Source organism: [Borrelia] tanukii, from assembly GCF_030439725.2.
Classification (GTDB): Bacteria; Spirochaetota; Spirochaetia; order Borreliales; family Borreliaceae; genus Borreliella; species Borreliella tanukii.
This window is the reverse complement of record NZ_CP124034.1, coordinates 165,443-191,021: the sequence shown is the minus strand read 5'-3', so window position 1 is coordinate 191,021 and position 25,579 is coordinate 165,443. Positions and strand designations below refer to the sequence as shown.

The following is a 25,579-nucleotide window of genomic DNA, read 5'->3' as shown; positions in this document are numbered from 1 at the left end:
TGCAAATTTAATAATTCTCATTGTTTGTAAATGTTAAATTCATATTGAAAATCTTTTTCAACATCTTTTACTATTTTTATCAAATCAGATTCTTTAAGAGTGATTATATATTTTAGCTTAATAATTTTTAAGTCTTTTCTTGTATTACCAATTAGTACAAAGTTTATATTTTTGAAAAAAGGTGAATTTGATATCCTTTTTAAAATAATATTATTATCTCTTAAAGAGAATAATATTATTGTTTTTATTTGGGGAGTAATGAATGTTTTTATATAGGATATGTTTGTTTCGTTTATTAGGGTGATATTAACGTTTTTTTCTTTACCATTTTTTTCCAAGTATTCAAGATCTTCGTTATTTAGAGATTTGTCTCTAAATAACAATGTTTTTTGCAAGTTTATTGATTTTCCATTAAGCAGAAAATCAATAGATTTTTTTAGAGAAAATTTTATTTTTGATAGATAAAAAATTTTCTCTTTTAGAATTTCGTTATTTAATAGCTCATTATTTGATTTGTGGGTTAATAGTATTTTTTTTGTTGTTTTGAGTTTATCTTTTACAATTTCTAAGTTTTTGTCATTTATAAATAGTATTTCGTTTTTTATGAATGGAGTTTTTTGAATTTCAAAAAAATATTCGGTTGCATCCGAGAAAATTATTGCGTAATTAAATTGTTTTTCAATAATGGAAGATTCTTTGCACCCTTGTGTTAAAATTATTAAGAGTGCTATTATAGCAAGTGTTTTTGGACTAGGCATTTTATTTCCTAGCATATTTATTATTAATTGCTATAAATATTAAAACCAATGCAAATATTATTAATGTATAGATACCCATATTGGTTAAAATTAATGTTTTCAAGGTTGCAATACATAATCCTAAAAATAGAATAGGAGAAAGGATGATTTTGTATTCTTTTACCGAATATTTTTGGCATTTTTTAATTGTCTTTTCAAAGATTATGGCTGAAAATATTAACTCTATTGTATTAATTATTGGTAATTCAATGTATTCATAGATTCCAAAAATTTTGCTATTTAGGATTGCTATTTCTAGGTTTTTAGAAAATATTAATCCAAATGCAAAATGTATAAGAATTGTTAAATTTTTTCTAAATGAAGAATTTTCATTTAGAGTAAAAAAAAATATAAATATTAATAGTGGGAATATATAGTAGTATAAATGTTCTTTGATAAATATTGAAATTCCTAGGCTTATTCTTGATGTGTAATTTAATTCAAATGATCTGTATAGAATAAATTCTTGAGTTAAATAAAGAAAAGAAAAAATTGTTATTGCAAAAAATATTACTAAAACATGGGCTTGAGTATTTTTTGTTTTACTTTGTTTTAATTGAGTATTCATATAAATTTTTAATATTAATGGTAGGCTCGTTAATAAAAATAAATTCATTGCAAGTATAATTCTACTTTTAAATGTTTTTTAAATCAATTGATTGGTTAAAAACTTGTGTGATTTGGATATTTATTTTTTTATTAATGTTTTTAATTTTTGCAAACATTATTCTTTGAATTTACTTTTTGGTGAATGTATATTAGAATTAAGTATTAATGTTAATTATTAATTGCTTTAGGAGTATATATTTTTAGATGATAAATAGAAATGCCAATAGAGATAGGGATAGGTCCAGATCAAATGACAAAGAATTGAAAATTAATTACAGAATTAAGGCTCGCGAGGTAAGAGTTATTTTTGAAAATGGAACACAAGAGGTTTTATTAATTGAGGATGCTATTAAAAAAGCAAAAGAAGCTGGACTTGATTTGGTTGAGGTTTCTCCCAATGTGTCTCCTCCGGTTTGCAAGATTATTGATTATGGAAAATATAAATTTCATCAAGAAAAGCGTCAAAAAGAGCAGAAAAAGAATCAAAAAGTAATTAAGCTTAAGGAAGTCAGAATGCAGCCCAAGATAGATACTCATGACCTTGATTTTAAATCAAAAAACATTTTAACTTTTCTCAAAGAGGGTAATAAGGTGAAGGTTACAATAAGATTTAGAGGTCGCGAACTTGCTCATACGTATTTAGGATATGGTATTTTGAATAGTATTCTTGAAAAAGTAGGAGATGTGAATTACGTTTTGGAGTCTGCAGCTAAAATGGAAGGTAAAACAATGTTTTTGATTGTAGCGCCTAAGTTTAAAAAATAAATGCTAAATTAAAGGGGATAAAATGGCAAGTAAAATGAAAACACGAAAAAGTGCAAAAAAAAGGTATTCTTTTACTGTAAATGGTAAGGTTAAGTATAAAAAGCAAAATTTAAGGCATATTTTGACAAAAAAGTCTTCTAAGCGTAAGAGAAATTTAAGGAAATTGGGCAATATTTCTTGTTTTGAAGTTAAAAGAATTAAAACTTTATTACCTTATGGTTAAAATATTTTAGGAGATAGATATGGCTAGGGCTAAAAACGGCACAGTGCATGTTGCAAGGCGTAAGCGAATTTTAAAAAAAACAAAAGGGTTTTGGGGTACAAAAAAGAGTAACTATAAAAAAGCTAAGGATACCTTGAGAAAGGGTATGATGTATGCTACAAGAGATAGAAAAGCTAGGAAAAGAGATTTCAGGCGCTTGTGGATTTCAAGAATTTCGGCTGCTTTAAGTGATACTGGGGTTAGTTATTCAAGATTTATTGAGGGTTTATTGAAATCTAATATAAAAATTAATAGAAAAATTTTGTCTAATTTGGCAATTGAAGATGCTGAAGCTTTTAAAGCAATTGTTTTAGAAATAAGAAAATGAAAAATTAAAACTCCTGGGGGGTTTAATTTTAAGAATTGGAGTTATTTTTTTGCGACATCTCATTAAATTTAGGAATTTGAAAATTTTTAGTCGATGATAGCTAAATGCAATTCAAAGGTTAAGAATAAAAATTCCGCCTTGAAAAATAGCGCTAAATAAAAATGTTCTTATGTTGGCTTTTTGGGAGTTTGATTTATTTTAAGGATTGTTATTGTGCAACTTGTTTCTCTTAATAATATTGAAAAGCAAGAAAGTTTTATTCATTATAGAAATGTATATTTTGCTGATGTTGTTTATAAGTATAACGACGTGTTGGAAACCAAAAAAGTAAAGTTTGTTATTGAGGCTACACCCTTAGGAGAAAAACATGTCACTATTGATTTTGTAGATCCTTTGAATTATCCCGTTTTAAAGTTAATGGTTGCAATTAAAAGGCGTGTAATTGATTTGGAATTTAAGGGGAAGCTTTCTTGATTTTGGAATTTAAATCAGAAAAAAAAATGATAAATTTTTCCAAATCTTTTTTTTATCCTTTGCCTATTGGTAAAATATTTGCTTTAATTGGTGATATGGGGTCTGGAAAAACTAGTTTTTTAAAGGGACTTGCCCTTAACCTTGGAATTTCTTATTTTACAAGTCCAACTTATAACATTTTCAATGTTTATGATTTTGTAGATTTTAAGTTTTATCATATTGATTTATATAGGGTATTTTCTTTAGAAGAATTTGAACTTATTGGAGGATTGGAAATACTTATGGATCTTGATTCAATTATTGCTATTGAATGGCCACAAATTGCTTTGAGTATTGTTCCAAAAGACAGATTATTTTCTTTAACTTTTAAAATAGTTGGTTCAGGCAGGATTATAGAATTAAATGATTAATGCACTTGCATTTGAGTATTCATATAAAGCATTAATAATTTATTGTAGAATTAATAATAAGGATTTTTCATTAGTTGAATTTAAATCGAATTCTAATTTTAGTATTCCAAAAATTTTCAATGATTTTGTAATTAAAAATAACATCGATATTAATCAAATTGAATTAATTATAAATTCTTGTGGACCCGGTTCTTTTACTGGTCTTAGAATTAGTTTAAGTTTTGTCAAAGGTCTTGCCTTAGGCCTTTCTATTCCCTTTGTCAATATTCCTACATTGGATGTTTTTGCAAATTCGGCTAAAAACAGTTCCAATGTAATTGTATTAACTTTTACTGCCGGTAAATATTTTCTTGGGCGTTATAAAAATTGCGAATTAATAGGGAAGATTTTGTGTTTTTCTAAGGAAGATTTATTTGAATATCTAACTCAGATTGATTCAAATTCAGTGCTTATTGGGAACAATCTTGAGGATGTTTGCAAAGAATTCAATTATAAATTTAAAATCAATGAAAATTTAAGTTCGTTTGGAAAAATTTTAACAGAACTTGGGATAGCTAAATACTTAAAAAATCGCAAAAGCGATGATATTTTGTCGGGACCTCTTTATGTAAGACAAAGTGATGCAGAGCTTAATTTTCATTCTTGAAATAGTGATTGAATAGACTTTTAATCTTGCCGATATTGTGTTTGTCTTTTAGTATTGATTTTTTATTTTCTTCTATAATAAATTCATAAATTTCAGATCTAAATATTTTAATGTTTTCAGGAGCTTTAATTGCTATTTTAACAGTATCCTTTTTTATCTCTAATATTAAAACTTCAATGTTAGAGTTTATTTTAATACTTTCATTTACTTTTCTTGACAATACTAGCATTTTTATTCCTTGAAAACTTTATGGTGTAGTGAGTATTTTTCATTTGTGCATATAGCTTGTTTTCCAAGTAATTTTTTTTTGTTTATTATGATTGGTGCTTTTAGGTTAGCTGTAATGTCTTTATAATCATTAACGTGCATATTGATTATACATAGTATAACTTTTTCATCTTCTGCTTTTGCCTCAATGTCCAACCAATCTTTTTCCTGGATATTTGGTAAGTATTCGCTTAAAAAATTAAAAGGAGATGTCACTAAAAAACTTACGTCTTTATTTATGGATTGCATAATAGAAAAAGGCTTATATTTAGAGTCTTTTATTATAAATTTTTTAATGTTCTCAAATCCAAGTATCCCTTCAGGGAAATCAAATTCTATACTTTTTTCATGTATCATTCTATTTAATAAAATCTAATAAAGTTGTTTGCATTATTTTAGCGGAGATTCCTAAAGATACTTGATAAGCTAAGCTTGCCATATTTAAATTAGTTATTGCTTTTGTTACGTCAAGATCGGTGTATTGGACCATATCTTCTTTCATGTCTGCAGCCTCTTTGCTTATTCTTTCATAGCTTCTATCAAGTCTATTTTCTTTTGCTCCAAGATCTGCAACTGATATAAGTAATCTTTTTAAACTTTCATCAATTTCTGCCAGGCTTCTACTTCCAACAAGCTCTTCTTTATTATTGTAAAGTGTGTCTCTAAGCTCAATAAGAGCATCGAAAATGGATCTGCTTCTAACTTCTGTACTGCTAGAAAGGTTGTAGGGAGGTAGTTTAGTATCATTGTTTTTAGTAAGTATTCCAAGTGTTTGTAAAACATTTGATTCTTTTTCTTCTGTTATCCAAATTTGGTGTGGAGTTGTAGTTTTAATAGATAATGAGTTTAAAACTGGATCAATGCTTGCTTCAACAGGCGCCGAAGATTCATTTATTTTTGCAACAATGTCAAGAGCAGTATCCCCTGCTGTTAGTCCTATTTCAATGTTGTCAATATAAATTTTTGTATTTTCTTTTACAGTAAACCCATTAGTGTTTATTGATGAGATAATATGTTGGTTTTGTGAGAAAAATATTTCATTTCCAGGGTAATTGTTTGACATGTGTACTTCATTGTATACCTCTGTTTTTTTTTCAGCTTGGTTGCCGCTGTATTCTACTTTGATTATTTGAGGGCCTTCACCGTCTTTACTTATTTTGCTTATTTTGTTCTCTCTGGTTACTTTAAATGCCTCGCTATCAATTTTGGTTCCCGAAAATATACTGTATCCATCAGGTCCTTTAGCGTTTGCTATTGCAACAGCATCTTCAAGCAAAGCATTTACTTCTTTTGATATCATTTTTTTGTCATCTGCTTCGTAAGTTCCGCTTGCTCCTTGAATGGCAATTTCTTTAGCTCGTGTTAAAATATTTGCAAGAGATTGTAAGTATCCTTCTGTATACCGTAGGTTGCTTTTAGAAGCACCAATGTTTTTTATGTATACATTTAGCTTAAATATGTCATTATCTAGTCTTATTGCGTGAGTAACGCCTGTTGGATCGTTTCTTAGTTTTACAATCCTTTTGCCGCCTTTGTATAAATTTTCTAAAAGTTTTGTAATTTTGGACTCTTGCTCTGCTGCAGAGGTTTTTAAATTTTCATATGTTAATGGATGACTTACTCTATTTATCATGCTTATACTCCCATTTTATTTATTACTGTGTCTATTAGTTCAGCAGAAACTGTGATAAATTTACTTGCTGCAATAAAAGCTTGTTGAAATTCGATCATATTTGCAAGTTCTTCATCCTTATTTACTCCAGAAATAGACAGTCTTAAATCTGTTAAATCTTTTAATATTTGAGATTGGCTTTCTTTTGTTATTTCTGATATTTGTCCTTTTATTGCTATATTTGATGCTGTATTTGCAAAGTAATCATTTAATGTTGAATTTTTACCAATCATAATCTGAGAATTTCCGAAAGAGGAGATTCTCAGTGCTGCTTGGTTATCTCCAATAGATATTTCATTTGTTGGATTTTTGATTCCTGCTGCTATTTTTGAAGGATCTGAGTCTATTGTGTCTGCAACTTTTATCCATGCCGCAGGATTTTTTAGGGGTGAGATTGAATAAGTAGAGTTAGGTGTTAATTTATCTGTTGTGTCAATATTTTTATAATCATAAGCCCCCTCAGGCCCAGATTCATTTAATATCCCTGTATATTTTGTTAGAAACAAGCCAGAATCTTCTATATGTTTGATTTTAAATGTTATGTTCTCATTTTCTTGTTCTTTAACTGCTTTTATTTCAAGCTTGCCTTCTGAGTTAATTCTTGCTGTAACTTGTGCATTGGAATTGTTTATTTTATTTATCACATCTTGAACTGTATCTGGAGCATTGTAAGGTATTTCTATTATCTCATTGCTATTCGTAGCCTCAAATTTAAGAGTTCCGTAAAATCCCAATTTTTCTTCTGGAAATATTTCGTTTGTACTATTAATTTTGAAAATATGAACGGAATCAAATTGACCATTTCCGTTAGTATCATATCTACCGCGATCATCAGTTAGTTTTAGTTCTTGAGAAAAAAAGCTTCTCCCACTTTTTTTATCCATTCCATGTCCTACTTCATGTATTTCGTTAACAAGCTCTACAATGTTGGCAGCTATATTATTCAGTTCATCGATTTCATTTTTAATCTCTTCATCTCTTATGTTAAGCAAAGATCCCAGCTTTCCCGTTTTAAGGTTAACTTTGTCATTATTTGCCCATAAAATGTTCCATCTGGTCCTGGTAGGTCCATTTGCAGCTTCTAGTTTAAATTCATTAGCAATTGAACCTTGTACAAGGTGCCTTCCTTCTGAGTGAATTAAAAATTCATTGGGATCTTGTTTGTTTTCAATTGATATGCCTATTAAATTTCCCAATTTTTCAACCATTAAATCTCTTGCATCCATTAAATCGTTTGGATTGTCTTTCATTGCTTGAGATTTTGAAATTTGTTTATTAAGATTTGCAATGTTTCTAATGTAATTGTTTGCCTCATCTGTTGTAATTTTTACTTCATCATTTGCCATTATGTAAATTCTTTCAAGAGAATGAAATCTGCTTCTTATTCCTTCGCAAAAAGATTTGCCTCTTTCTAGAATTATCTTTCTTTCTGCTAAACCTTGTGGTTGATTTGCTAGATCATGCCAACTTTCCCAAAAATCATTTAATCTTTTTCTTATTGATTGATCTTCAGGTTCGTTATAAACATCTTCTAGCATTGATATAAACTTGTCTTGCGAAGTCCAGTATCCTAGTCGGTGAGATTCTTCAATGATCCTTGTGTTAAGTAGTTCATCCTTTACTCTGTCTATAGATTGGACCATGATTCCCTGACCCAGTTGTCCTTGCTTTTTGGCTCTATTTAGTTGTGGAGCATAAAGAGGGGTTACGGTTTTCATTGTTACTCTTTGCCTTGAATATCCGGGCTTTGTAGCATTGGATAAATTGTGCCCAACTGTATTCATGGCATCTTTGTGTGCAAATAAACTTCTTTTGCCAATTTCTATTCCTGAGAATGTTGAATCCACTCTAAACTCCTTTAAAGTTTTTTATTTATTAAAACGGAAGCTTCGTTTGAGCATCCAATTTTTGGCCCGTAAGGGTTTTTGTAAGTTACATTTTCTACACTTTCTTGGATATCTTGAAATATTATTGATAACATGTCAAGGGATGTGTTTACATAGTTTTGTATTATGTAGTTTAAATTTTTGATATTCAGTATTCCAATTTTCAATTTATGTAGATAGTCGTATATTTCTTTTTTGCAAATTGTAGTTAATTTTTCTATAGCTTCGTAAGTTGACCCAAAGTTTTCATTTTTGGTAAATTTTTTCCAAATTTCGTCTCTTTCGCTTTCAATTTCTTTAAAGTTTTCAAGTGATATTTTTGTTTTATTTACAATCTCTTTAAGCCCCATTTCATTTTTATTGTCAATATTTTCTTTTATTTTTAAGTATGCGCTATATATTTCTTCTACCAAGAGAATTTCTTTTTTTAAAATTTCTCTTAGCTCAATTTCAAGTTTTGCTTTCATTTTTATAAAGTTAATTATAAGTCATTGCAAATATATTTACAAATCAACTTTGTTTTTTATTGTGTTATAATACATTAAGGTATGAGTAAGCTTTTTGAGAGAGATGATGATATTGTAGCTCTTGCAACTCCTTTTTTAAGTAGCGCTTTATGTGTGATTCGTAGTAGCGGGGCTTCTTCCATTTCTAAGTTTTCTAAAATCTTTTCAAATCATTCAGCTCTTAATTCGGCATCTGGGAATACTATTCATTATGGTTATATATTAGATAATGAGAATAATTGCAAGGTAGATGAAGTTGTTGTGTGTTTGTATCGAGCTCCAAAGAGCTTTACGGGGCAAGATGCTATTGAAGTTATGGCTCATGGTTCTATGGTTGGAATTAAAAAAATTATAGATTTGTTTTTAAAAAGTGGGTTTAGAATGGCTGAGCCTGGTGAGTTTACTTTACGTGCATTTCTTGCTAAAAAAATTGATCTTACAAAGGCAGAAGCAATTAATGAGATTGTTTTTGCCAAGACCAATAAAACTTATTCTCTTGCAGTTAATAAACTTTCTGGAGCCTTGTTTGTTAAAATAGATACAATAAAAAAAAGTATTTTAAATTTTCTCTCAGCTGTTAGTGTTTATCTTGATTATGAGGTTGATGACCATGAGATTAGCATTCCTTTTGACTTGATTTTAAACAGTAAAGCTGAGCTTAAAAAATTAATTAATTCTTATAAGATTTATGAAAAAATCGATCATGGGGTTACTTTGGTTTTAGCAGGTTCTGTTAATGCTGGGAAGTCTTCGTTATTTAATTTATTTCTCAAAAAAGATAGATCAATTGTCTCTTCATATCCTGGTACCACAAGAGATTATATTGAAGCAAGTTTTGAGCTTGAGGGTATTTTATTTAATCTTTTTGATACAGCAGGGCTTAGAGATGCTGACAATTTTGTTGAGAGATTGGGAATTGAGAAAAGTAATTCTTTAATAAAAGAAGCATCTTTAGTAATTTATATGATCGATGTTAATTCAAATTTAACAAGAGACGATATCTTATTTATTGATAAAAATAAGTCTAATAGTAAAATACTGTTCGTTTTAAATAAGATAGATTTAAAAATAAATAAATCCACTGAAGAATTTGTTCGCTCTAGTGTCTTAAATTCTTCAAATTTGATAATGATTAGCACTAAAAATTTGGAAGGAATAGATATTCTTTATGACAAAATAAAGACGCTAATCTCTTATGAGAGAGTAGAGGTTGGACTTGATGATATAATAATATCATCAAGACGTCAGATGCAACTTTTAGAAAAAGCTTATGCTTTGATTGTAGATTTATTGGGTAAAATTGATCGCCAAGTAAGTTATGATATGTTAGCATTTGATGCTTATGAGATTATTAACTGTTTAGGGGAAATAACAGGAGAAGTTAGCAGTGAAGATGTTCTTAACAATATGTTTAAGAATTTTTGTTTGGGGAAATAAATATGGATTTTGAAGCAATTGTTATTGGAGGAGGGCATGCGGGGATTGAAGCTGCTCTTGCTCTTTCAAGGTTGAATTTTAAAACCTTAATGATTACTCAAAATTTAGATACAATCGGTAAGCTTTCTTGCAATCCTGCTATTGGCGGACTTGCTAAGGGCAATATGGTTAGAGAAATTGATGCTCTTGGCGGTGAAATGGGCCGTATTATTGACTTTAGCATGATTCAGTTTAGAGTTTTAAACAAAAGTCGTGGTCCTGCAGTTCAAGCTCCACGTGCCCAAGCTGATAAATTAATGTACCAAACCAAGGCCAAAGAAACTTTGGAGCGTCAAGACAATCTTGATCTTTTTCAAGATACAGTTGTTGATTTTCTTCTTAATTCTATGAGAAATGAAATTGAAGGTGTTGTTACAGAGAGAGGTAATAAGTTTAGAGCAAGTGTTGTGGTGCTTACAACAGGAACGTTTCTTCGAGGTAAAATATTTATTGGTGAGTATAGAGCTAATATGGGTAGGCTTGCTGAATTTTCTGCTTATGGACTTGATAAAACTTTGCTTAGTCTTGGATTTGAAATGGGTAGGCTTAAAACGGGCACTCCGGCAAGAATTCATAGAAAAAGTGTAGACTTTTCAAAGACTGAGGTTCAATTTGGAGATTCAGATATCATCCCCTTTTCTTTTTCAAATGGCAAGTTAGACAAATCTCAACTTTCATGTTACGTGACCTATACCAATAAAAGAACACACGAAATAATTAGTGAAAATATGCATTTGTCACCCCTTTATTCCGGCGAAATTGTAGGTAATGGCCCAAGATATTGTCCTTCTATTGAGGATAAGATAGTAAAGTTTAAAGATAAAGATAGACATCAAATTTTTATTGAACCTGAAGGATTTAATACGGAAGAAATGTATCTTAATGGTCTTAGTTCTTCTTTGCCTGAAAATGTTCAGCAAAAATTGATTAATAGTATTGAAGGACTTGAGAATGCTGTTATTACAAGGCCTGGCTATGCTGTTGAGTATGATTATATAAATCCAATTGAACTTTATCCAAATCTTGAGAGCAAAAGAGTTAAAGGGCTTTTTATAGCAGGTCAGACCAATGGCTCTTCAGGATATGAAGAAGCAGCAGCTCAAGGTTTAATGGCTGGAATTAATGCTGCTCTTAGACTTCAAAATAAAAAGCCAATGATTTTAACAAGAACTAGTTCTTATATTGGAGTTCTTATTGACGATCTTGTTACCAAAGGAACTAAAGAACCCTATAGGATGTTTACTTCTAGGGCTGAGCACAGACTTAATTTAAGGCACGATACTAGTGATAAGCGTTTGATTAAGATTGGATATGATCTTGGACTTGTTGATGAGGAGAGATATTCAAGATATCTTTTTAAGAAAAGGAGAGTTGAAGAGATAAAGGAGCTTTTAAGGCAAAGGCGTCTTAGCTTAAAAGATGTTGCTGATGAACAATTAAAAAAGCATGTTAGCAAAGATTTTTATCATATTTTAAAAGATCCTTCTGTTAGTTTGGATAATCTGATAAAGATCGATCCAAGTTTAAATGATTCAAAAGTAATTTTAGAGCAAGTTGAATTAGATGTTAAATATGAAGGTTATATTAATAGACAAAAAGACTTGATTAAAAAACTTCATAATCTAGAACTTGTCAAGCTTCCATTTGATTTTAATTACGAGATTATTGAAGGCCTTTCAAGAGAAGCTAGAGAGAAATTTTCCAAGGTGCAACCAGCTACTCTTGCTCAAGCAAGTCGAATTCCTGGAATAAGAAATACTGATATTACTGTTTTGTTTATATATTTTTCAAATCCTAAAAATAAGGTAGTTCTAAATTTTTCTTTATGATAAGTAATATTGAATTTGCTTTGTCAGAGTTTAATTTTCAGTTCGCTTACAAAGATCTTCAAAAAATAGATTTATATATAAAGAGAATTTTACTTTTAAATACCAGATTTAATTTAATTTCAAATAGCAATAGTAATTTCAATGCTATTCTTAATTTACACGTTATAGATTCTTTTTTGGGATTGCCTACTATTAAAGAGATTAATCCTTCTGAAATTCTTGATGTTGGAAGTGGTGCTGGATTTCCAGGTATTATTTTGGCTATTTTTGACACTTCTAGAAAATATTATCTTTTAGAGAGAAGTAAAAAAAAGTCTACTTTTTTGAAAATGATAAAATTAGAACTTGATTTAGAAAATGTAAAAATTTTAGAATATGAGATTGAAAGAGAAAAAAAGAAGTACGAATTTATTACAATTCGAGCTTTTAGAAGTATGAATGAATATGCTTTAGTTTTAAAGAATCTTTTAAAGGATGGAGGCTTGATTATGGCATATAAGGGTAAATTTGATAAAATTAACCTTGAAGTTAGTCAAATAAAAGATTTGTTTAGCAAAATAGAAGTAAAGTCTTTAAATCCAAAATTAAGCGTAGACAGAAATTTGGTTTTACTTTACAAATAATATTAGTATCGTTTAGGTTCAATTTATATTTTAGATAGAGTGATTTTGACTAGGAGTATTATGAAGAGTAGTTTTCAGATAGATTCAGAAGTAGAGAATGCATTACATTTGATAAATAAATTTAGAAGAGAGGTTTCAAGTAGGGTTCTTGGTCAAAAAGAAATGATAGATGCTATTTTAATGGGGCTTTTAACAGAGGGGCATGTTTTGCTTGAAGGGGTTCCAGGTCTTGCCAAGACTCTTGCAATTCAAACTGTATCTGATGTTCTTGATTTAGAGTTTAAGCGTATACAGTTTACTCCAGATCTTTTGCCTTCTGATCTTACGGGTAATATGGTTTATAAAAGTGCTACAGGGACTTTTAAGGTTAGAAAAGGTCCAGTATTTTCAAATATTATTTTAGCAGATGAAATTAATAGGGCTCCTGCAAAAGTTCAATCTGCTCTTCTTGAGGCTATGGGAGAAAGACAAGTAACTCTTGGAGATGAAACTCATAGGCTTCCGGATCCGTTTTTTGTTCTTGCTACTCAAAATCCAATAGAGCAAGAGGGGACTTATAATTTGCCAGAATCTCAGCTTGATAGATTTTTATTAAAAGTCAATGTTCATTATCCATCAGTGCAGGATGAAGTAAGACTTTTGAAAATATTTTCAGTGGATGGACGTCTTGAAAACATTAAAGTTGCAAAGGTTATGAATGCTTATTCTTTGGCTGATATTAAGAGAACGGTTGGCAGGGTAAAAGTTGATGACAAAATAATGCTTTATATTGTTACTTTAATTTCTGCATCTCGAGAGAGAGATAAGAAAACTTATCCGTTTGCCAAATATATTGAATTTGGTGCATCTCCCAGGGCTTCTCTTAGTTTATTAAAGTGTGCTCGTGTTAATGCTCTTTATGAGGGTCGAATATTTGTTCTACCAGAAGATGTTAAAGCTGTAGCTTACAGTGTATTAAGGCATAGAATTACACCATCTTACGAGGCAGAGGTAGAGGAAATGAGTATTGATGATATTATTAGAATGCTTCTTTCTGCTGTAGCGCTTCCTTAGGAAATAATTTTTTAAATGATAGAAGATAATGAGATAAGTAGTAGTACTAAAACTAAGATAAAAGCTTTAAAGTTCTTTTCAAGAAAAATGCTTTCAGAGCTTAATTTTGGTGGCTATCGTTCAATTTTTAAAGGACTTGGTCTTGAATTTCATGAATTTAGACCGTATGAAGATTCTGATGATGCTAGATTTATTGATTGGAATGTGAGTTCAAAAGCCGATAGTATTTTTTCAAAGGTTTTCAAAGAAGATAGGGGAATGAATCTTCATCTTCTTGTAGACAATTCACTTTCCATGAGCTTGGGGGGTAAGGTAAATAAAAAGGATGTTCAGGATTTGTTGGTTTCTATTTTTGCACATATGGCATTCTTTAATAATGATAAAATAGGTGTTACCTTTTTCTCAAGTGGAACAGACAAGTTCATACCCTCTAGCAAAGGTCATTCACACTTAGGATTGATATTAAGTGAAACGATCAATAGAAATCTTAAGCCGGGTAGTAGCTTAGCTTATATTTTTAAAAATACGGCAGAATATTATAAAAAAAGATCTTTGGTTATAATTATTTCTGATTTTAAGGCTAATGCTTATTTCAAATCTTTAAATGTTTTGAGCAAGAGACATAATGTTATTGCTATAAGAATTACAGATTTTTTTGATGAAAATTTTCCTAAAATTGGAACTTTGATTTGCGAAGATGTTGAAACCGGAGAAAATTTTTTGGTTTCGGGGTTTAGCAAGTTGACATTAAGTGGTTATAAAAACTATTGGACGCTTGATAAAATAAAATGGAAAAAAGAGTGTATTAAAAAAAATATTAGTTTTATTGAGATTGATACTAAAGAAGATGTTTTTAAAAAACTTAAAATTCTTCTTAAAAAAGGATCATAGGTTTTGAAGAGAATTATTTTAAATCTTTTTCTTTTTTCAACCTTATTTTTACATTCTTATGAAATAAAGAATGAAATATTTATGCCAACTCGTTATTATGTGGGTGATTCTGTTGATTTTAAAGTTTCATTAATTTTAGATGCTGGTGAGGAATTTTTTCCTGTAGATTTTAAAGAGATTAAAGATGAATTTGTTGAAGTAAATTCGATTAGCTTTAATAATGTAACAAATGAAATAATAGTTAATTTTGTTTCTTTTTATATTGGAAGTAGTTCTCTTCCTTCTATTTATATTGGGGATGTAATTAGCAATGGTAAAAAAAATAAAGTTGTTCTAGAAAATGTAAAAATCAATACAGACAAACTAGTATCTAATAATTCTGATTTTAAAATTAAAAATATAGAAGGCGTTTTATTTATTCCTGGAACAAGTACTTATTTGGTTTTATTTATTCTTGTTTTATTTTTGATCCCTTATTTGATTATTAAGCTTTTAAAGCTTTTAAATCGACTTTTAATTTACCTGATAGTTAAGCATGGACTTAGAAAGCCTTATAAAGTATTGCAAAGACAGTTTGTTATGCTGTCCAAATACGTTAGAGAAGGTGGGGATCAAAGTACATTTTATAATTTAATAAATTCTTCTTTAAGGGTTTATTTATCTAAAAAAACAGGTTTCGACTTTAATGCGATTACTACAACAGAAATTTCTATAATTTTGCAAGATCTTAAGGTTCCTTACGAGATTCGTTCAACTTTTATTAATACGTTAAGGCTTTCTGATTTTAGTAAATTTAGTGGTGTTGATTTAACATTTGATAGCTTGCCGTTTGTTTTAGAGGATTTAAAAACTGCAGCATCGAATTTTGAAGAATTTAATAGAGGTGCTAATGTTAACATTTAATGAGCCCTTGTATTTATTTTTATTGGTAATTTTTCCTTTAATAATTTATTTTAATCATTTTTTTAAAAATAGAGGGGGCAAGATAAAGTTTCCAATATCGCTTTATGGCAATTTTAATTCTTTAAAGCTTAAGGATTATAAATTAAATTTGATGTATTTTTTTACTTATACTTTTTTATATTTAGCTGCAATGGTTATGGTGTTTGCTTTAGCAGGTCCTTCGGTTTCAAAAAAGAAGATGATACATCTTAGTGCTGGTGCTGACATTGTCATTGTTCTTGATATATCGCCTAGTATGGGGGCTGTTGAGTTTTCTTCTAAGAATAGACTTGAGTTTTCAAAAGAATTGATTAAACGTTTTATTTCTCAACGTGAAAATGATAATATTGGCTTGGTAGCTTTTGCAAAAGATGCTTCAATAGTAGTGCCTATAACAACAGATAGAGATTTTTTTAATAAAAAGTTAGATGATATTTATATTATGGATCTGGGCAATGGGTCTGCTTTAGGATTAGGCATTTCTATTGCGTTGTCTCATTTAAAGTATTCTGAAGCTCCTAAAAGATCAATAGTGGTTTTAACAGATGGGGTTGTTAATTCAGACGAGATTTATAAAGATCAAGTAATTAACCTTGCTCAAGGTTTAAATGTTAAGATTTATTCTATTGGTATTGGGAGTTTTGAGGAATTTAGTGTTGAGTTTAAATTAAGATCTGGAAAATTTTATCAAGGAAGTTTGAAAGAGGTTTATGATCCTAGCATGCTTGTTGAGATTTCAAATAAAACAGGAGGACTTTTTTATTCTGTTAATGATGATTTTTCTTTTCAATTTGCAATTCAAGATTTTTCAAAAAAGGAAAATTTGGAGAGAAAAATTAAAATAGCCGTGGACAATAAAGATATTTATAAAGAATTTTTGGTTTTAGCGTTTTGCCTATTGCTTGTTTATTTTATTTTTTCAAAAATTTTCTTAAAAGAGATACTATGAGTATAAATAATTATAGCGCTTTATACTTTTTTTTAATTTTAATGTGGATTTTCTTTGTGTGTGTGCTTAACTTTAGACGAAATATTCCGTTTTTTAAAACCTTAAGCTTTATGTATGGAGACAATTCTTATATTCAAAATTACTACATTAAAAAAGTTCTCATGACAATATTTTTTATTTTTAGCTTGATTTTCCTAATTTTATCCATTTTGGATATTTCTTGGGGACAAAAAGCTGTTGAGGATGAGAGAAGTAAATTGAGAATTTCTTTTATTTTTGACATTTCTCGTAGCATGTTAAGTGTGGATGAAGGTAAAATTATTAATAGGCTTGAGAGTGCTAAAAATATGATTAGCTTAATTTTAAGCAATTTTGAGAGTGCAGAATATTCCCTGACTATTTTTAAAGGCAAACCTATATTGGTTTTGCCTTTTTCTAAGGATAAAAACAGTTTAAACAAGATGTTGAATTATATAGAGCCCGATTTAATAAGCTCCCCTGGGAGTTTTTTAGGAGATGCTGTTTTTAGTGTAATCTCTAGCATACAAGATGACTCTTATTATAATTTTTTAGTTATTTTAACAGATGGTGATGATTGGGGAGAAAATAATTATTATAGGTTTTCTAAATTTGTCAATAATTTGAAGTTGGAAAGTTTTGTGGTTGGGATTGGAGGGAATAATCCCGTTTTGTTTGATCATAACTTAAGTATTAAGGATGAAAATGGAAATCTTGTTAAAACTGTGATAAATGAAGAAAATTTACTTCTTCTTGCCGCTTCTCTTAAAGGATCATATTATAATTTGTATTTGAAAGGGATTAACTTTGTTGTCAATGATATAAGAAATGGTATAATAAGAAGAACGTCAAATGATATTATACTAGTTGATGTATCAAGGTATAAAATTTTTTTGGTTATTTCGTTGTTGTTTATTTTTATGTATTTATTTGTCAGGATGATAAAGTGGGACGAAACTTTTTAGCAGTTTTATATGCTTGCTTTTTGTGTTTAAGTTTTTTGTCTTGTTCAAATGTTAAGTCGATGTCTTTAATGGCTATTGGCAATTATGAATATGTTAGAGGAAATTACCAAAATGCAATTTCAAATTATTACAATCTTGTAGAGGATAAAAAATATTCTGCTTGGGGATATTACAATCTTGGTATTGTATACTATTCTTTGGGTGAGTATGAAAGTTCTCTTAGAATATTCTCTTATGCAAAGAAAACCAATGATATTTTTTTAAATTTTAGTGTCAATTATAACGAGGGAATAATATACTATAATCAAGGGCTTTATCATAAGGCCGAGATAGCTTTTAAGGAGGCTTTGAAAATTAATCCTGGCAGCTATAATGCTAAATATAATCTTGAACTTGCAATAATAAAAAAGCGAACAGTGCGTGATAGTTTGAATTCTTTAAGTGTAGAAAAAAGTAAAAATTTTGTTGAAAGCAATGAAAATTTTTTAAGGTATATTGAAAATCTTGAGAGGGTTGTATGGTTGAGAAAAATAGACGAGAGCCTGGTTGTTCCAAAAGAAGATTGGTAATATTTTTTATTTATTTTTTTTCAATCGCAAGACTTTATTCTCTTACGGGTATTGATTTTGTTCAAAATATTAAAGTTTTAAAAGGTGACAAATTTATTCAGATTGTAAGGCTTAACAATCCTTTGCAAGATATTGATATAAGTTTATTAAAAGTTGAAATTAATAAAGAAGTTCAATCCAATTCTAATGTTTTGTCAATATCTAGGGAAACGGATAATAATAACCTTTCTTTTGTTGAGATTAAAGTTGAGTATCTTTTTGAGGATCTAGGATTTATTAAGATTCCCCCATTAAAAGTAATTTATAAGGGTGATTTCTATTTATCCTCAGAGGTTGAAGTTAGTGTTCTAAGAGCCGATGAAATAGATTCTTTTGGTTTGCCAGTTGATTTATATTGGGATCTTGATGAAAAAGAGGTTTATGAATATCAAAGCATTGGGCTTGTTTTGCGTTCAAATTGGCTCTCAGATGGCAATTCTAATGAAATGTCTGTATTTTTGCCTGCTATTAAGGATGCAATGGTTGAAAAGATGCCTATATTTGGGGATATTAAATATAGAACTTTTAATAATAAAGAAATTTTAGATGTACCTTTTTATAACTTTGTGCTAACTCCTCTTAAAGATTCGAAAAATGTTTTAATTCCTAGCTTTTCTTTTAATATTGATTCTGGCCTTGTTAGGAAAACCCCCGAGCTTTTATTAAAAGTTAAACCAATTCCCAAAGAGGTTAAATCTCTAGCAGTGGGAACCTTTAGAATTGATTATGAGACCCCAACTTATTCGACAATTGAGCAAGATATATTTACTATTTTAATAAAAATTACAGGTCAAGGGAATTTTCCACATTTTTACTTTCCAGAGATTGAAACTTATAATTCTAAAATTCTTAATAAAAAGAAAAATTACAGTTTTAAACCTTCTAAAAGTGGGTACAAGGGCAGTATTTCTCAAATTTATACAGTTAAGCCCGGCACTAAAGGCAGTGTGTTTTTGAATATTGGTGATTTTAATTATTTAGATCCCGATAATGGAACAGTTTATACCCTTAAAGGAAAAAAATTGAAGTATGAATATTTGGGAGGGTTTAATAACATAAACAAAATACAGAATAATGTAGATTCTGATTTTAAACTGCTATCTTATGCTGATATTTTGAATTACAAAAATAAAACGTTTTTATTTTTTGTTTCATACTATTATTTACTTTTGATTCCGGGATTTTTATTATCTTTGGCTATTTTAATTAGCTATAAAAAATTTTTTGCAGCATCAAGTTTTGGGATAGTTATTTTAATATTGGCTGTTGGCATTAGTTTAAATGCTGTAAATGATGGCCTATTGTCAGAAAAAAATATAAATGATTTAATTGAAAATTATAATACCCAAAATTATGATGCGGCACTTATTAAGATTGATAATATTCTTAAAAAATATCCAAATTATTCAGGACTTTGGCTAAATAGAGCTCTTGTTTTAAGTAAAATGGATAGAGACTTTGATGCTATTTATTCAGCTTATAAGGCATTTTTGGCTTCTCCAAATAATGAGGCTCCCTATAAGGTGATTGATTTAATTGAAGCTAAAAATGGAGTTACAGATAGTATTCGTAACAATAGTTTTATCTTTTCTAATATTTTTTTTATTATTAGCTTATTTTTAATAAATTTTTTAGTCGTATCTATTTCTTATAGATTTTTAGCAAAAAATTTAAAAAAAATAATTATATTTTTACTTTTTTCTGCGATTTGTTTTACTATATTTGAAACATATTATTTTTATTCTGAGCAACAATCTGAGGTAGGAATAATTAAAGGCGATTTAGTCTCCCTTTATAAAGTTCCTGACAACTTTTCAAGGAGTTGGAGATTTTTAAAAGGGAATGCGAGTGTTTATATCCTTGACAGCAAAGACGATTTTGTTCTTATTGAAACAAGTTATGGACTTCAGGGTTGGATTCACAAAAATTTTGTTGTGTCTTTAAAAGATAATTTGATTTAAAAAATAAATATTTACATATTTTAAAATTTTTTAAAAGGGCTTAATTTTATTTTTCCCTGTATACTATTCTACCTTTTGTAAGATCATAAGGAGATAGTTCAACTTTTACTTTATCACCAGGAACTATTTTAATGAAATGTTTTCGCATTTTTCCAGATAGATGGGCAAGTACAATGTGTTTGTTTTTAAGTTCTACTCTAAACATTGTATTTGGAAGGGATTCTTTTACAATTCCTTCAGTTTCAATAGCTTCTTCTTTAATGTTCAAGACAACCTCCATATTTTTCTCTAATAGGATAAATTTTACATGATTAAACATATCATTTCAATTATTCTTTTTAAGAATAAAAGCATTATTTTTTGTTTACATTATAAGAAATTGTGTATATAATTACACGGAGTTTTTTAAAAATGTAATTTATAGGGAGGTATCATGCAAAAAGCTAGTTCTGGGCATGAGTTTATTGAAGAGATAAGAAAGTTTCTTTTAACTGAAAAAAGAGAGATATTGGATTCTATTAAGTCTGTAGAAAATAGCAAAAAGGAAATAATTAATAATGATATGTATCCAAAGGATGTTGTTGATATTGCTTTTGATAATATGGATGGAAATAATCTTGAAGCATTAGGTTTTGTTGAAAAGAGGAAGTTGAATTTAATAAATCAAGCGCTTTATAGAATTTCTCAAAATTCTTATGGTAAGTGCTTGGCTTGTGAAAAAGAGATTGCTAGAGAGAGACTTTTGGCGATTCCTTATGCCTTTTTATGTATTAGTTGTCAGACAAAAAAAGAAAAAAAGAGCAAAAGATGATACATCTTAAGCTAGTTATTTAATATTGTAATTTCTACTCGTCTATTTTTAGCCGTTAATGGGGACGATTTAGGATATTTGGGTTTTTTAGATCCCCATCCTTTAAATAGTATTTGGTCTTTGTTTTTTACTTTCATTTTTATTAAATAATTTCCAATTGCACGAGCTCTTTTTTCAGAGAGTTCGTGCATCTCTTCTTCCAATCCAAACTTGTCAGTATGTCCTTCTATTAGCAGGTTATTTTTTTTAAATTTTTCAAGAAGTTTAGCTATAAGGTCAAGTTTTTTATATTCTTTTTCCAGTATTTGGAATGAGTCAGGATAAAATTCAATATCGAAACTTAAATTAATTCCCTTGTTATTTTTTTCAACGCCAATAGATTTTATTTTTTTTTCTTGGAGGTAATTTTCAATTTCAGTTTCAATGAAATTATCATTTGGAAGTTCAATTGAAACTACTCTGCCAAGGGAGTTCCCAATCATTTTAAAATGTTGGTTGTTATTTTGCGTTATTTCAAATATATATTCATCGGTGTATTTATATGTATTGCCAATTTTATTATCAAAAAAAATTTTTTGGTTTACTTTTTGATAAAAAGAGATGTTTTTTATATTGTATTGTGATTCATAATTCGAGAGAATTATGTGGTAATGTTTCCCGTTGTACTCTTCTTTGCCTTTATATTCATAGTTAACATTAAATTTTACAACGAAATCTTTTATAGTCCTATCTATTTTTGACGCTTCTATATATTCTTCTGCAGGATATGTCCATTTTTCATTTATTTTAATAGGTGTTTTTGGAAATCTTGGAATGCCTCTAACAGAGGGTCTTTTTTGATTTGCTCCTATTATATATTCTCCTTGCTTATTTACGCTGAAGGTTTCTTCAAACTCTTCATTTAATAAATAAGGTTCATTAATATTTTCTCTTTTTAAGATTCTAAAAAAAGCTTTAATGTTTGCAAAGTTTTCTTGTGTGTCTTTTATTTCACTTGAAATTTGAATATTGGTTGTAGAATTTGAATTATGACGGTTGTTGAAATATATTTTTTGATTATCTGTACCTTCTAATCTAAACTTTGCACCCTTAATGTATTTGAATTCAAATATCTCAGAAGACAAAGCTAAGGTTTGAACCAAAAATAATAGTAACAATAGCACAACTGCTTTGGCACTCATTTATAGATTTTATCATAAAAGTATTTAATTTTTAAATTTTTCTTAAAATTGCTATTTAATATTTTGTTCTTATCTGATATTGATTATAATTTATAATACACCAAGCAATTGTTTAAATTATTAATTAATAGAGGTTTTATATGAAATATAAAAAAATAAGGATTAATTTAAATTTAAAAAGAAAAAGCGGTATTATGCTTAACATAAGCTCTTTGCCATCTAAATACGGCATTGGAGATTTGGGTAAAGGGGCTTATAAATTTATAGATTTTTTGTTTGCATCTTCGCAAAGTTATTGGCAAATGTTTGCTTATTCCCCTATTGATTTTACAAGATCTCCCCCCTATTCAATTTTTTCGGCTTTTGCTGGCAATGTTTATTATATTGATTTAGAAGCTCTTGACAAATTTATAGATTCAGATTTGAATCTTTTAAAGGAAAATGAAACTAGGTATTCTGATTTAAAAAAAATAAGCTTTAAAGATAAATTTCTTAAAGAAGCTGCTTTAAATTTTATTAATAGAGCTTCGTTTGATGAGGTTAGAAGCTTTGAAAAATTTAAAAAAAAGTCTTCTTATTGGCTTTTGGATTTTGCAAGTTTTGTTGCATTTAAAGAATATTTTTTAAAAGAACCAAAGGACGCTTTTAATGTTCTTTTTGATAGAGGAATTCTTAAAAGAAATGAAAAAGACTTATTTAAATTGAGAAATATCCTCTCGAAAGAGATTAAAGTGCAAGAGGTGTTGCAGTATTTCTTTTTTTCACAGTTTCAAGCTTTAAAACGCTATGCAAATGATAAGGGAATTGAGCTGGTTGTGAACGTGCCTCTTTTTATGGCATATGATTCTGCTGATGTTTGGGCACATCAAAAATATTTTAAGTTGAGATTTGATGCAAGCAAAGATAAGGTTGCAGGAATTTCTCCGGATTATTTTTTAGAACAAGAGCAAGCGTGGGATAATCCAGCTTATAGCTGGAATGTTTTAAAAAAAGTTAAGTATGAATGGTGGGCAAAAAGGATCGGGATTTTAAGAAAGTATGCAGATGTAATTAAAATTGATCATTTCAGAGGTTTTGTTTCTACTTGGGAAGTTAGTGTTGGAGAGTCTTATGCTTTTAATGGGCTGTGGGTAAAGTCGCCAGGACGAGATTTTTTTAATTTTATTTTAAGTGAAATTAAAGATTTAAAAATTTGGGTTGAAGATTTTGAAAATGATCTTGAAGATGTTTCAAGACTAAGAGATTTTTTTAATTTTCCAGGAATGAGAATAATGAAGCTTGCTTTTGATTTTGATTCGGGCAATCAGAATCTTCCTCATAATTATATTAAAAATTGTATAGTTTACACAGGAATTAATGATAATGATACAATACGAGAATTTGTTGACTCTTTAGATGATTTGCATAAAAAGTATATTTTTGATTATTTAAATACAAATGAAGATTTTGTTGTTTGGGACATGATAAGAAGTGCTATGAGCAGTGTTTCTGACAATGTAATAGTGCCAATGCAAGATTATATTAATTTAGGAGATGAATTTAGGGCAAATAGCTCAAAAAGTGCTTTGGATAATTGGATTTTTAGATTATTAGAAAGTGATTTAGATACTACTTTGAGTAAAAATATAAGTTTTATTACAAGGCTTTATGGCAGAGCTTAAGATTTTACAGAGGAGATTTGTTATAAAATTTCAACATTTTTGAATTTAATTGAAATTCAATTGGTCAAATAAAAATCATTGTTATTTAATATTTTTTGATTTGCAAGTATCATGTATTAATGTATATGAAAATTTTTATCTATTGGATAGTTATTTTCTCCTTTTTTGTTTTTAAAGTTTTTAGTACATATGCATTAACTGATGAAGAATTTTTTAAAAAATATAGTTTATTTTTTGTCCATAAAGGATTTTTGAGTAAAAATGTTAATGGAAAAATAACTAAAGTTCAGGTTAAGGGGATAGATTCTAGGTGGGTTTACCCTTTTTTAAAACTTGCTCCTAGTCGAATTACTTCTATTTATGAAGATGTTTATTCCCCAACTTCATTTGTGACTACAAGCAATAATTTATACGTTTCTCATGATTATTCAAAAAATTTTAGAAAATTAGTGGGAATTAATAAGTTTAACAGTAGTGCGTATATTACATCTAGTGCCTTTTCCCAAGGAGAGGATAAGCGTATTGCTATTGGAACTGCGATTCATGGTATTTATCTTAGTGTTAATGGGGCTGTTAGTTTTAGAAATTTAAATCGTTTAATTCCGCAGATTTATTTGGGTGCAGGGTATTATGACATTATTAGTGCTATTGAATTTTCAAAAGAAGATACAAATAGTTTATATTTTTCTTCTGGGGTTTATGGAGATATTTTTTTAATTAGCCAGAAAAGTGGATTTATTAAAAAAATTTCTTTTCCTTTTAAAAAACAAATAATACGTATTTTAGATTTATCTAGCAATAATTTGGAAAAAATTTTAGTGAGAACATATGACAATCATTTTTATTCTTATTTTAATGAGCAATGGGTATTTATTGGAAAATTATCTTTGCAAGATCAGGATTTTTTCGAAAAATCTCAAAGGATGCAGCTTGCTAAAAATAAAGGTTCTATTTATTTAACATCATATACATTGCGTAATAACAAGGCAGTTGATGAAAGATTTAAATTTATTAAAGATTCGGGTATGAATGCTGTTGTAATTGATTTTAAAGATGATAATGGTAATTTAACTTATTCTAGTAAGCTTTCTTTGCCCAATAATTTAGGATCTGTTAAAAATTTGATTGATGTTTCTTATATTCTTAAAAAAGCTAGAGAATTTGGAATTTATGTTATTGCTAGATGTGTTGTATTTAAAGATGCAAAATTGTATTATTATAACAATTTTAAGCATGCTCTTTGGAATAAAAAGACCAATAAACCTTGGGCTCATTTTATTAAAAACGTTGATTCTAATGGTCTTGTGAAATATGTGCAAGTAGAGCATTGGGTAGATATTTTTTCTCCTGCTACTTGGGAGTACAATATTTCTATTGCAAAAGAAATACAATCTTTTGGAGTTGATGAGATACAATTCGATTACATTAGATTTCCATCAGATGGTCCTGTATCTCTTGCAACTTCAAGAATGAATAAGTATGAGATGCAACCTGTTGATGCTCTTGAATCTTTTTTGATTATGGCAAGAGAACAACTTCATATTCCTATTTCTGTTGATATTTATGGGTACAATGGTTGGTTTCCTACTAATAGTATTGGGCAAAATATTGCAATGTTATCAGAATATGTTGACGTCATATCTCCTATGTTTTATCCTTCGCACTATACTAATGATTTTTTGTCGAGCAATTCTTATTATACAAAAAGAGCTTATAGGATTTATAAAGAGGGGAGCGATAGAGCATTTATGTTTTCTTTAGACGGGGTTGTCATTAGGCCTTATGTTCAAGCTTTTTTATTAGGAAAAGAAAAGTTTGTGGATGACGAGATTTATTTGAAATATTTAAAGTTTCAGCTTAAAGGGGTCAAAGAGTCATTTGGTAGTGGCTTTAGTCTTTGGAACGCATCTAATGTTTATTATATGGTTAAAGGTAGTTTGAAAGAATATTTAGATTCTTTTTAAATGCTGTTTCTTGTAAAGGAGATTC

The 25,579-nt window shown here is 28.8% G+C and carries 28 protein-coding genes; 19 read left to right on the top strand and 9 right to left on the bottom strand.

Annotation, left to right across the window (positions count from 1 at the left end; genetic code table 11):
- Positions 1–17 precede the first annotated feature (17 nt).
- Both QIA27_RS01450 and QIA27_RS01445 read right to left on the bottom strand, forming a co-directional pair.
- Entirely contained in the window at positions 18–758 is a 741-nt protein-coding gene (locus QIA27_RS01450; protein ID WP_301386265.1) for a hypothetical protein, read from the bottom strand.
- Position 759: 1 nt separating this feature from the next.
- Positions 760–1,413, bottom strand: coding sequence for a hypothetical protein (locus tag QIA27_RS01445; RefSeq protein ID WP_301386264.1), 654 nt, complete (start codon positions 1,411–1,413; stop codon positions 760–762).
- A 197-nt stretch (positions 1,414–1,610) separates the two neighbouring features.
- Between QIA27_RS01445 and infC the strand changes: the two genes are divergently transcribed.
- From infC to tsaB, 6 genes are all read left to right on the top strand, one after another.
- Positions 1,611–2,171 carry a translation initiation factor IF-3 gene (gene infC / locus QIA27_RS01440; protein WP_301353482.1) on the top strand — a complete coding sequence of 187 codons (561 nt, stop codon included), beginning with the start codon at positions 1,611–1,613 and terminating at the stop codon, positions 2,169–2,171.
- A 22-nt stretch (positions 2,172–2,193) separates the two neighbouring features.
- The gene (gene rpmI, locus QIA27_RS01435) at positions 2,194–2,394 is read left to right on the top strand and encodes a 50S ribosomal protein L35 (protein WP_301353481.1); all 201 of its coding nucleotides are present in this window, start codon (positions 2,194–2,196) and stop codon (positions 2,392–2,394) included.
- 19 nt (positions 2,395–2,413) lie between these two features.
- The gene (gene rplT / locus QIA27_RS01430) at positions 2,414–2,761 is read left to right on the top strand and encodes a 50S ribosomal protein L20 (RefSeq protein WP_301353480.1); all 348 of its coding nucleotides are present in this window, start codon (positions 2,414–2,416) and stop codon (positions 2,759–2,761) included.
- Between the two features lie 213 nt (positions 2,762–2,974).
- Entirely contained in the window at positions 2,975–3,235 is a 261-nt protein-coding gene (locus QIA27_RS01425) for a hypothetical protein (protein WP_301353479.1), read from the top strand.
- On the top strand, positions 3,232–3,645 hold the full coding sequence (tsaE, locus tag QIA27_RS01420) for a tRNA (adenosine(37)-N6)-threonylcarbamoyltransferase complex ATPase subunit type 1 TsaE (protein ID WP_301386262.1): 414 nt from the start codon (positions 3,232–3,234) through the stop codon (positions 3,643–3,645). The genes QIA27_RS01425 and tsaE overlap by 4 nt, the downstream gene beginning before the upstream one ends.
- Positions 3,638–4,291: a tRNA (adenosine(37)-N6)-threonylcarbamoyltransferase complex dimerization subunit type 1 TsaB gene (gene tsaB / locus QIA27_RS01415; RefSeq protein ID WP_301403491.1), complete on the top strand. Its 654-nt coding sequence runs from the start codon at positions 3,638–3,640 to the stop codon at positions 4,289–4,291. The genes tsaE and tsaB overlap by 8 nt, the downstream gene beginning before the upstream one ends.
- Here tsaB and csrA read toward each other — a convergent pair.
- Genes csrA through QIA27_RS01390 form a run of 5 tightly spaced genes read right to left on the bottom strand, consistent with a single transcriptional unit; the run spans position 4,275 to position 8,583 of the window.
- Positions 4,275–4,520 (bottom strand): carbon storage regulator CsrA, encoded by a 246-nt coding sequence (csrA, locus tag QIA27_RS01410; RefSeq protein ID WP_004790391.1) that lies wholly within the window; start codon positions 4,518–4,520, stop codon positions 4,275–4,277. The genes tsaB and csrA overlap by 17 nt on opposite strands.
- A gap of 2 nt (positions 4,521–4,522) precedes the next feature.
- Positions 4,523–4,915 (bottom strand): flagellar assembly protein FliW, encoded by a 393-nt coding sequence (gene fliW, locus QIA27_RS01405; RefSeq protein WP_301403490.1) that lies wholly within the window; start codon positions 4,913–4,915, stop codon positions 4,523–4,525.
- Between the two features lies 1 nt (position 4,916).
- Positions 4,917–6,191, bottom strand: a complete 1,275-nt coding sequence (locus QIA27_RS01400) for a flagellar hook-associated protein 3 (RefSeq protein WP_301386260.1) — start codon at positions 6,189–6,191, stop codon at positions 4,917–4,919.
- Positions 6,192–6,193: 2 nt separating this feature from the next.
- Positions 6,194–8,077, bottom strand: coding sequence for a flagellar hook-associated protein FlgK (gene flgK, locus QIA27_RS01395; protein ID WP_301353474.1), 1,884 nt, complete (start codon positions 8,075–8,077; stop codon positions 6,194–6,196).
- 11 nt (positions 8,078–8,088) lie between these two features.
- Positions 8,089–8,583, bottom strand: a complete 495-nt coding sequence (locus tag QIA27_RS01390; protein ID WP_301386258.1) for a flagellar protein FlbF — start codon at positions 8,581–8,583, stop codon at positions 8,089–8,091.
- A gap of 81 nt (positions 8,584–8,664) precedes the next feature.
- On the opposite strand from QIA27_RS01390, the gene mnmE reads away from it, so the two are divergent.
- Genes mnmE through QIA27_RS01340 form a run of 10 tightly spaced genes read left to right on the top strand, consistent with a single transcriptional unit; the run spans position 8,665 to position 19,937 of the window.
- A complete protein-coding gene (mnmE, locus tag QIA27_RS01385; RefSeq protein ID WP_301403489.1) occupies positions 8,665–10,059 on the top strand; it encodes a tRNA uridine-5-carboxymethylaminomethyl(34) synthesis GTPase MnmE in 1,395 nt (464 codons plus the stop codon).
- A 2-nt stretch (positions 10,060–10,061) separates the two neighbouring features.
- Positions 10,062–11,927, top strand: a complete 1,866-nt coding sequence (gene mnmG / locus QIA27_RS01380; protein WP_301403488.1) for a tRNA uridine-5-carboxymethylaminomethyl(34) synthesis enzyme MnmG — start codon at positions 10,062–10,064, stop codon at positions 11,925–11,927.
- On the top strand, positions 11,924–12,550 hold the full coding sequence (gene rsmG / locus QIA27_RS01375; RefSeq protein ID WP_301403487.1) for a 16S rRNA (guanine(527)-N(7))-methyltransferase RsmG: 627 nt from the start codon (positions 11,924–11,926) through the stop codon (positions 12,548–12,550). Before mnmG ends, rsmG begins: the two co-directional genes overlap by 4 nt.
- Positions 12,551–12,610: 60 nt before the next feature.
- On the top strand, positions 12,611–13,603 hold the full coding sequence (locus QIA27_RS01370) for an AAA family ATPase (RefSeq protein WP_301353469.1): 993 nt from the start codon (positions 12,611–12,613) through the stop codon (positions 13,601–13,603).
- Between the two features lie 15 nt (positions 13,604–13,618).
- The gene (locus QIA27_RS01365; protein WP_301353468.1) at positions 13,619–14,494 is read left to right on the top strand and encodes a DUF58 domain-containing protein; all 876 of its coding nucleotides are present in this window, start codon (positions 13,619–13,621) and stop codon (positions 14,492–14,494) included.
- A 3-nt stretch (positions 14,495–14,497) separates the two neighbouring features.
- Complete coding sequence (locus QIA27_RS01360; protein WP_301353467.1) at positions 14,498–15,397, top strand: hypothetical protein; 900 nt, start codon at positions 14,498–14,500, stop codon at positions 15,395–15,397.
- The gene (locus tag QIA27_RS01355) at positions 15,384–16,385 is read left to right on the top strand and encodes a vWA domain-containing protein (protein ID WP_301403486.1); all 1,002 of its coding nucleotides are present in this window, start codon (positions 15,384–15,386) and stop codon (positions 16,383–16,385) included. Before QIA27_RS01360 ends, QIA27_RS01355 begins: the two co-directional genes overlap by 14 nt.
- Positions 16,382–17,368 carry a vWA domain-containing protein gene (locus tag QIA27_RS01350; RefSeq protein ID WP_301386255.1) on the top strand — a complete coding sequence of 329 codons (987 nt, stop codon included), beginning with the start codon at positions 16,382–16,384 and terminating at the stop codon, positions 17,366–17,368. The genes QIA27_RS01355 and QIA27_RS01350 overlap by 4 nt, the downstream gene beginning before the upstream one ends.
- A complete protein-coding gene (locus QIA27_RS01345; RefSeq protein ID WP_301353464.1) occupies positions 17,350–17,937 on the top strand; it encodes a tetratricopeptide repeat protein in 588 nt (195 codons plus the stop codon). Before QIA27_RS01350 ends, QIA27_RS01345 begins: the two co-directional genes overlap by 19 nt.
- Positions 17,931–19,937 carry an SH3 domain-containing protein gene (locus QIA27_RS01340; RefSeq protein WP_301403709.1) on the top strand — a complete coding sequence of 669 codons (2,007 nt, stop codon included), beginning with the start codon at positions 17,931–17,933 and terminating at the stop codon, positions 19,935–19,937. The genes QIA27_RS01345 and QIA27_RS01340 overlap by 7 nt, the downstream gene beginning before the upstream one ends.
- 46 nt (positions 19,938–19,983) lie before the next feature.
- Here QIA27_RS01340 and infA read toward each other — a convergent pair whose 3' ends face one another.
- Positions 19,984–20,205 (bottom strand): translation initiation factor IF-1, encoded by a 222-nt coding sequence (gene infA / locus QIA27_RS01335; RefSeq protein WP_002556767.1) that lies wholly within the window; start codon positions 20,203–20,205, stop codon positions 19,984–19,986.
- 165 nt (positions 20,206–20,370) lie between these two features.
- Here infA and QIA27_RS01330 point away from each other — a divergent pair, with 165 nt between their 5' ends.
- Positions 20,371–20,748, top strand: a complete 378-nt coding sequence (locus QIA27_RS01330) for a TraR/DksA family transcriptional regulator (RefSeq protein WP_301403485.1) — start codon at positions 20,371–20,373, stop codon at positions 20,746–20,748.
- An 11-nt stretch (positions 20,749–20,759) separates the two neighbouring features.
- Here QIA27_RS01330 and QIA27_RS01325 read toward each other — a convergent pair whose 3' ends face one another.
- Positions 20,760–21,929: an OmpA family protein gene (locus QIA27_RS01325; protein WP_301403484.1), complete on the bottom strand. Its 1,170-nt coding sequence runs from the start codon at positions 21,927–21,929 to the stop codon at positions 20,760–20,762.
- A gap of 140 nt (positions 21,930–22,069) precedes the next feature.
- Here QIA27_RS01325 and malQ point away from each other — a divergent pair, with 140 nt between their 5' ends.
- Both malQ and QIA27_RS01315 read left to right on the top strand, forming a co-directional pair.
- Positions 22,070–23,590, top strand: coding sequence for a 4-alpha-glucanotransferase (gene malQ, locus QIA27_RS01320; protein WP_301403483.1), 1,521 nt, complete (start codon positions 22,070–22,072; stop codon positions 23,588–23,590).
- A gap of 119 nt (positions 23,591–23,709) precedes the next feature.
- Positions 23,710–25,554, top strand: a complete 1,845-nt coding sequence (locus QIA27_RS01315) for a putative glycoside hydrolase (protein ID WP_301403482.1) — start codon at positions 23,710–23,712, stop codon at positions 25,552–25,554.
- Positions 25,555–25,579: the final 25 nt, after the last annotated feature.

What these genes read in the sequence shown, in the direction of transcription:
- tsaB (WP_301403491.1), top strand. Translation starts at nt 3,638, where the DNA reads ATGATTAATGCACTTGCATTTGAGTATTCATATAAAGCATTAATAATT.
- fliW (WP_301403490.1), bottom strand. Translation starts at nt 4,915, where the DNA reads ATGATACATGAAAAAAGTATAGAATTTGATTTCCCTGAAGGGATACTT.
- QIA27_RS01450 (WP_301386265.1), bottom strand. Translation starts at nt 758, where the DNA reads ATGCCTAGTCCAAAAACACTTGCTATAATAGCACTCTTAATAATTTTA.
- QIA27_RS01355 (WP_301403486.1), top strand. Translation starts at nt 15,384, where the DNA reads ATGTTAACATTTAATGAGCCCTTGTATTTATTTTTATTGGTAATTTTT.
- QIA27_RS01350 (WP_301386255.1), top strand. Translation starts at nt 16,382, where the DNA reads ATGAGTATAAATAATTATAGCGCTTTATACTTTTTTTTAATTTTAATG.
- rpmI (WP_301353481.1), top strand. Translation starts at nt 2,194, where the DNA reads ATGGCAAGTAAAATGAAAACACGAAAAAGTGCAAAAAAAAGGTATTCT.
- QIA27_RS01370 (WP_301353469.1), top strand. Translation starts at nt 12,611, where the DNA reads ATGAAGAGTAGTTTTCAGATAGATTCAGAAGTAGAGAATGCATTACAT.
- QIA27_RS01365 (WP_301353468.1), top strand. Translation starts at nt 13,619, where the DNA reads ATGATAGAAGATAATGAGATAAGTAGTAGTACTAAAACTAAGATAAAA.
- rplT (WP_301353480.1), top strand. Translation starts at nt 2,414, where the DNA reads ATGGCTAGGGCTAAAAACGGCACAGTGCATGTTGCAAGGCGTAAGCGA.
- rsmG (WP_301403487.1), top strand. Translation starts at nt 11,924, where the DNA reads ATGATAAGTAATATTGAATTTGCTTTGTCAGAGTTTAATTTTCAGTTC.
- csrA (WP_004790391.1), bottom strand. Translation starts at nt 4,520, where the DNA reads ATGCTAGTATTGTCAAGAAAAGTAAATGAAAGTATTAAAATAAACTCT.
- mnmE (WP_301403489.1), top strand. Translation starts at nt 8,665, where the DNA reads ATGAGTAAGCTTTTTGAGAGAGATGATGATATTGTAGCTCTTGCAACT.
- QIA27_RS01330 (WP_301403485.1), top strand. Translation starts at nt 20,371, where the DNA reads ATGCAAAAAGCTAGTTCTGGGCATGAGTTTATTGAAGAGATAAGAAAG.
- QIA27_RS01400 (WP_301386260.1), bottom strand. Translation starts at nt 6,191, where the DNA reads ATGATAAATAGAGTAAGTCATCCATTAACATATGAAAATTTAAAAACC.
- QIA27_RS01390 (WP_301386258.1), bottom strand. Translation starts at nt 8,583, where the DNA reads ATGAAAGCAAAACTTGAAATTGAGCTAAGAGAAATTTTAAAAAAAGAA.
- QIA27_RS01315 (WP_301403482.1), top strand. Translation starts at nt 23,710, where the DNA reads ATGTATATGAAAATTTTTATCTATTGGATAGTTATTTTCTCCTTTTTT.
- mnmG (WP_301403488.1), top strand. Translation starts at nt 10,062, where the DNA reads ATGGATTTTGAAGCAATTGTTATTGGAGGAGGGCATGCGGGGATTGAA.
- malQ (WP_301403483.1), top strand. Translation starts at nt 22,070, where the DNA reads ATGAAATATAAAAAAATAAGGATTAATTTAAATTTAAAAAGAAAAAGC.
- infC (WP_301353482.1), top strand. Translation starts at nt 1,611, where the DNA reads ATGATAAATAGAAATGCCAATAGAGATAGGGATAGGTCCAGATCAAAT.
- QIA27_RS01445 (WP_301386264.1), bottom strand. Translation starts at nt 1,413, where the DNA reads ATGAATTTATTTTTATTAACGAGCCTACCATTAATATTAAAAATTTAT.
- QIA27_RS01325 (WP_301403484.1), bottom strand. Translation starts at nt 21,929, where the DNA reads ATGAGTGCCAAAGCAGTTGTGCTATTGTTACTATTATTTTTGGTTCAA.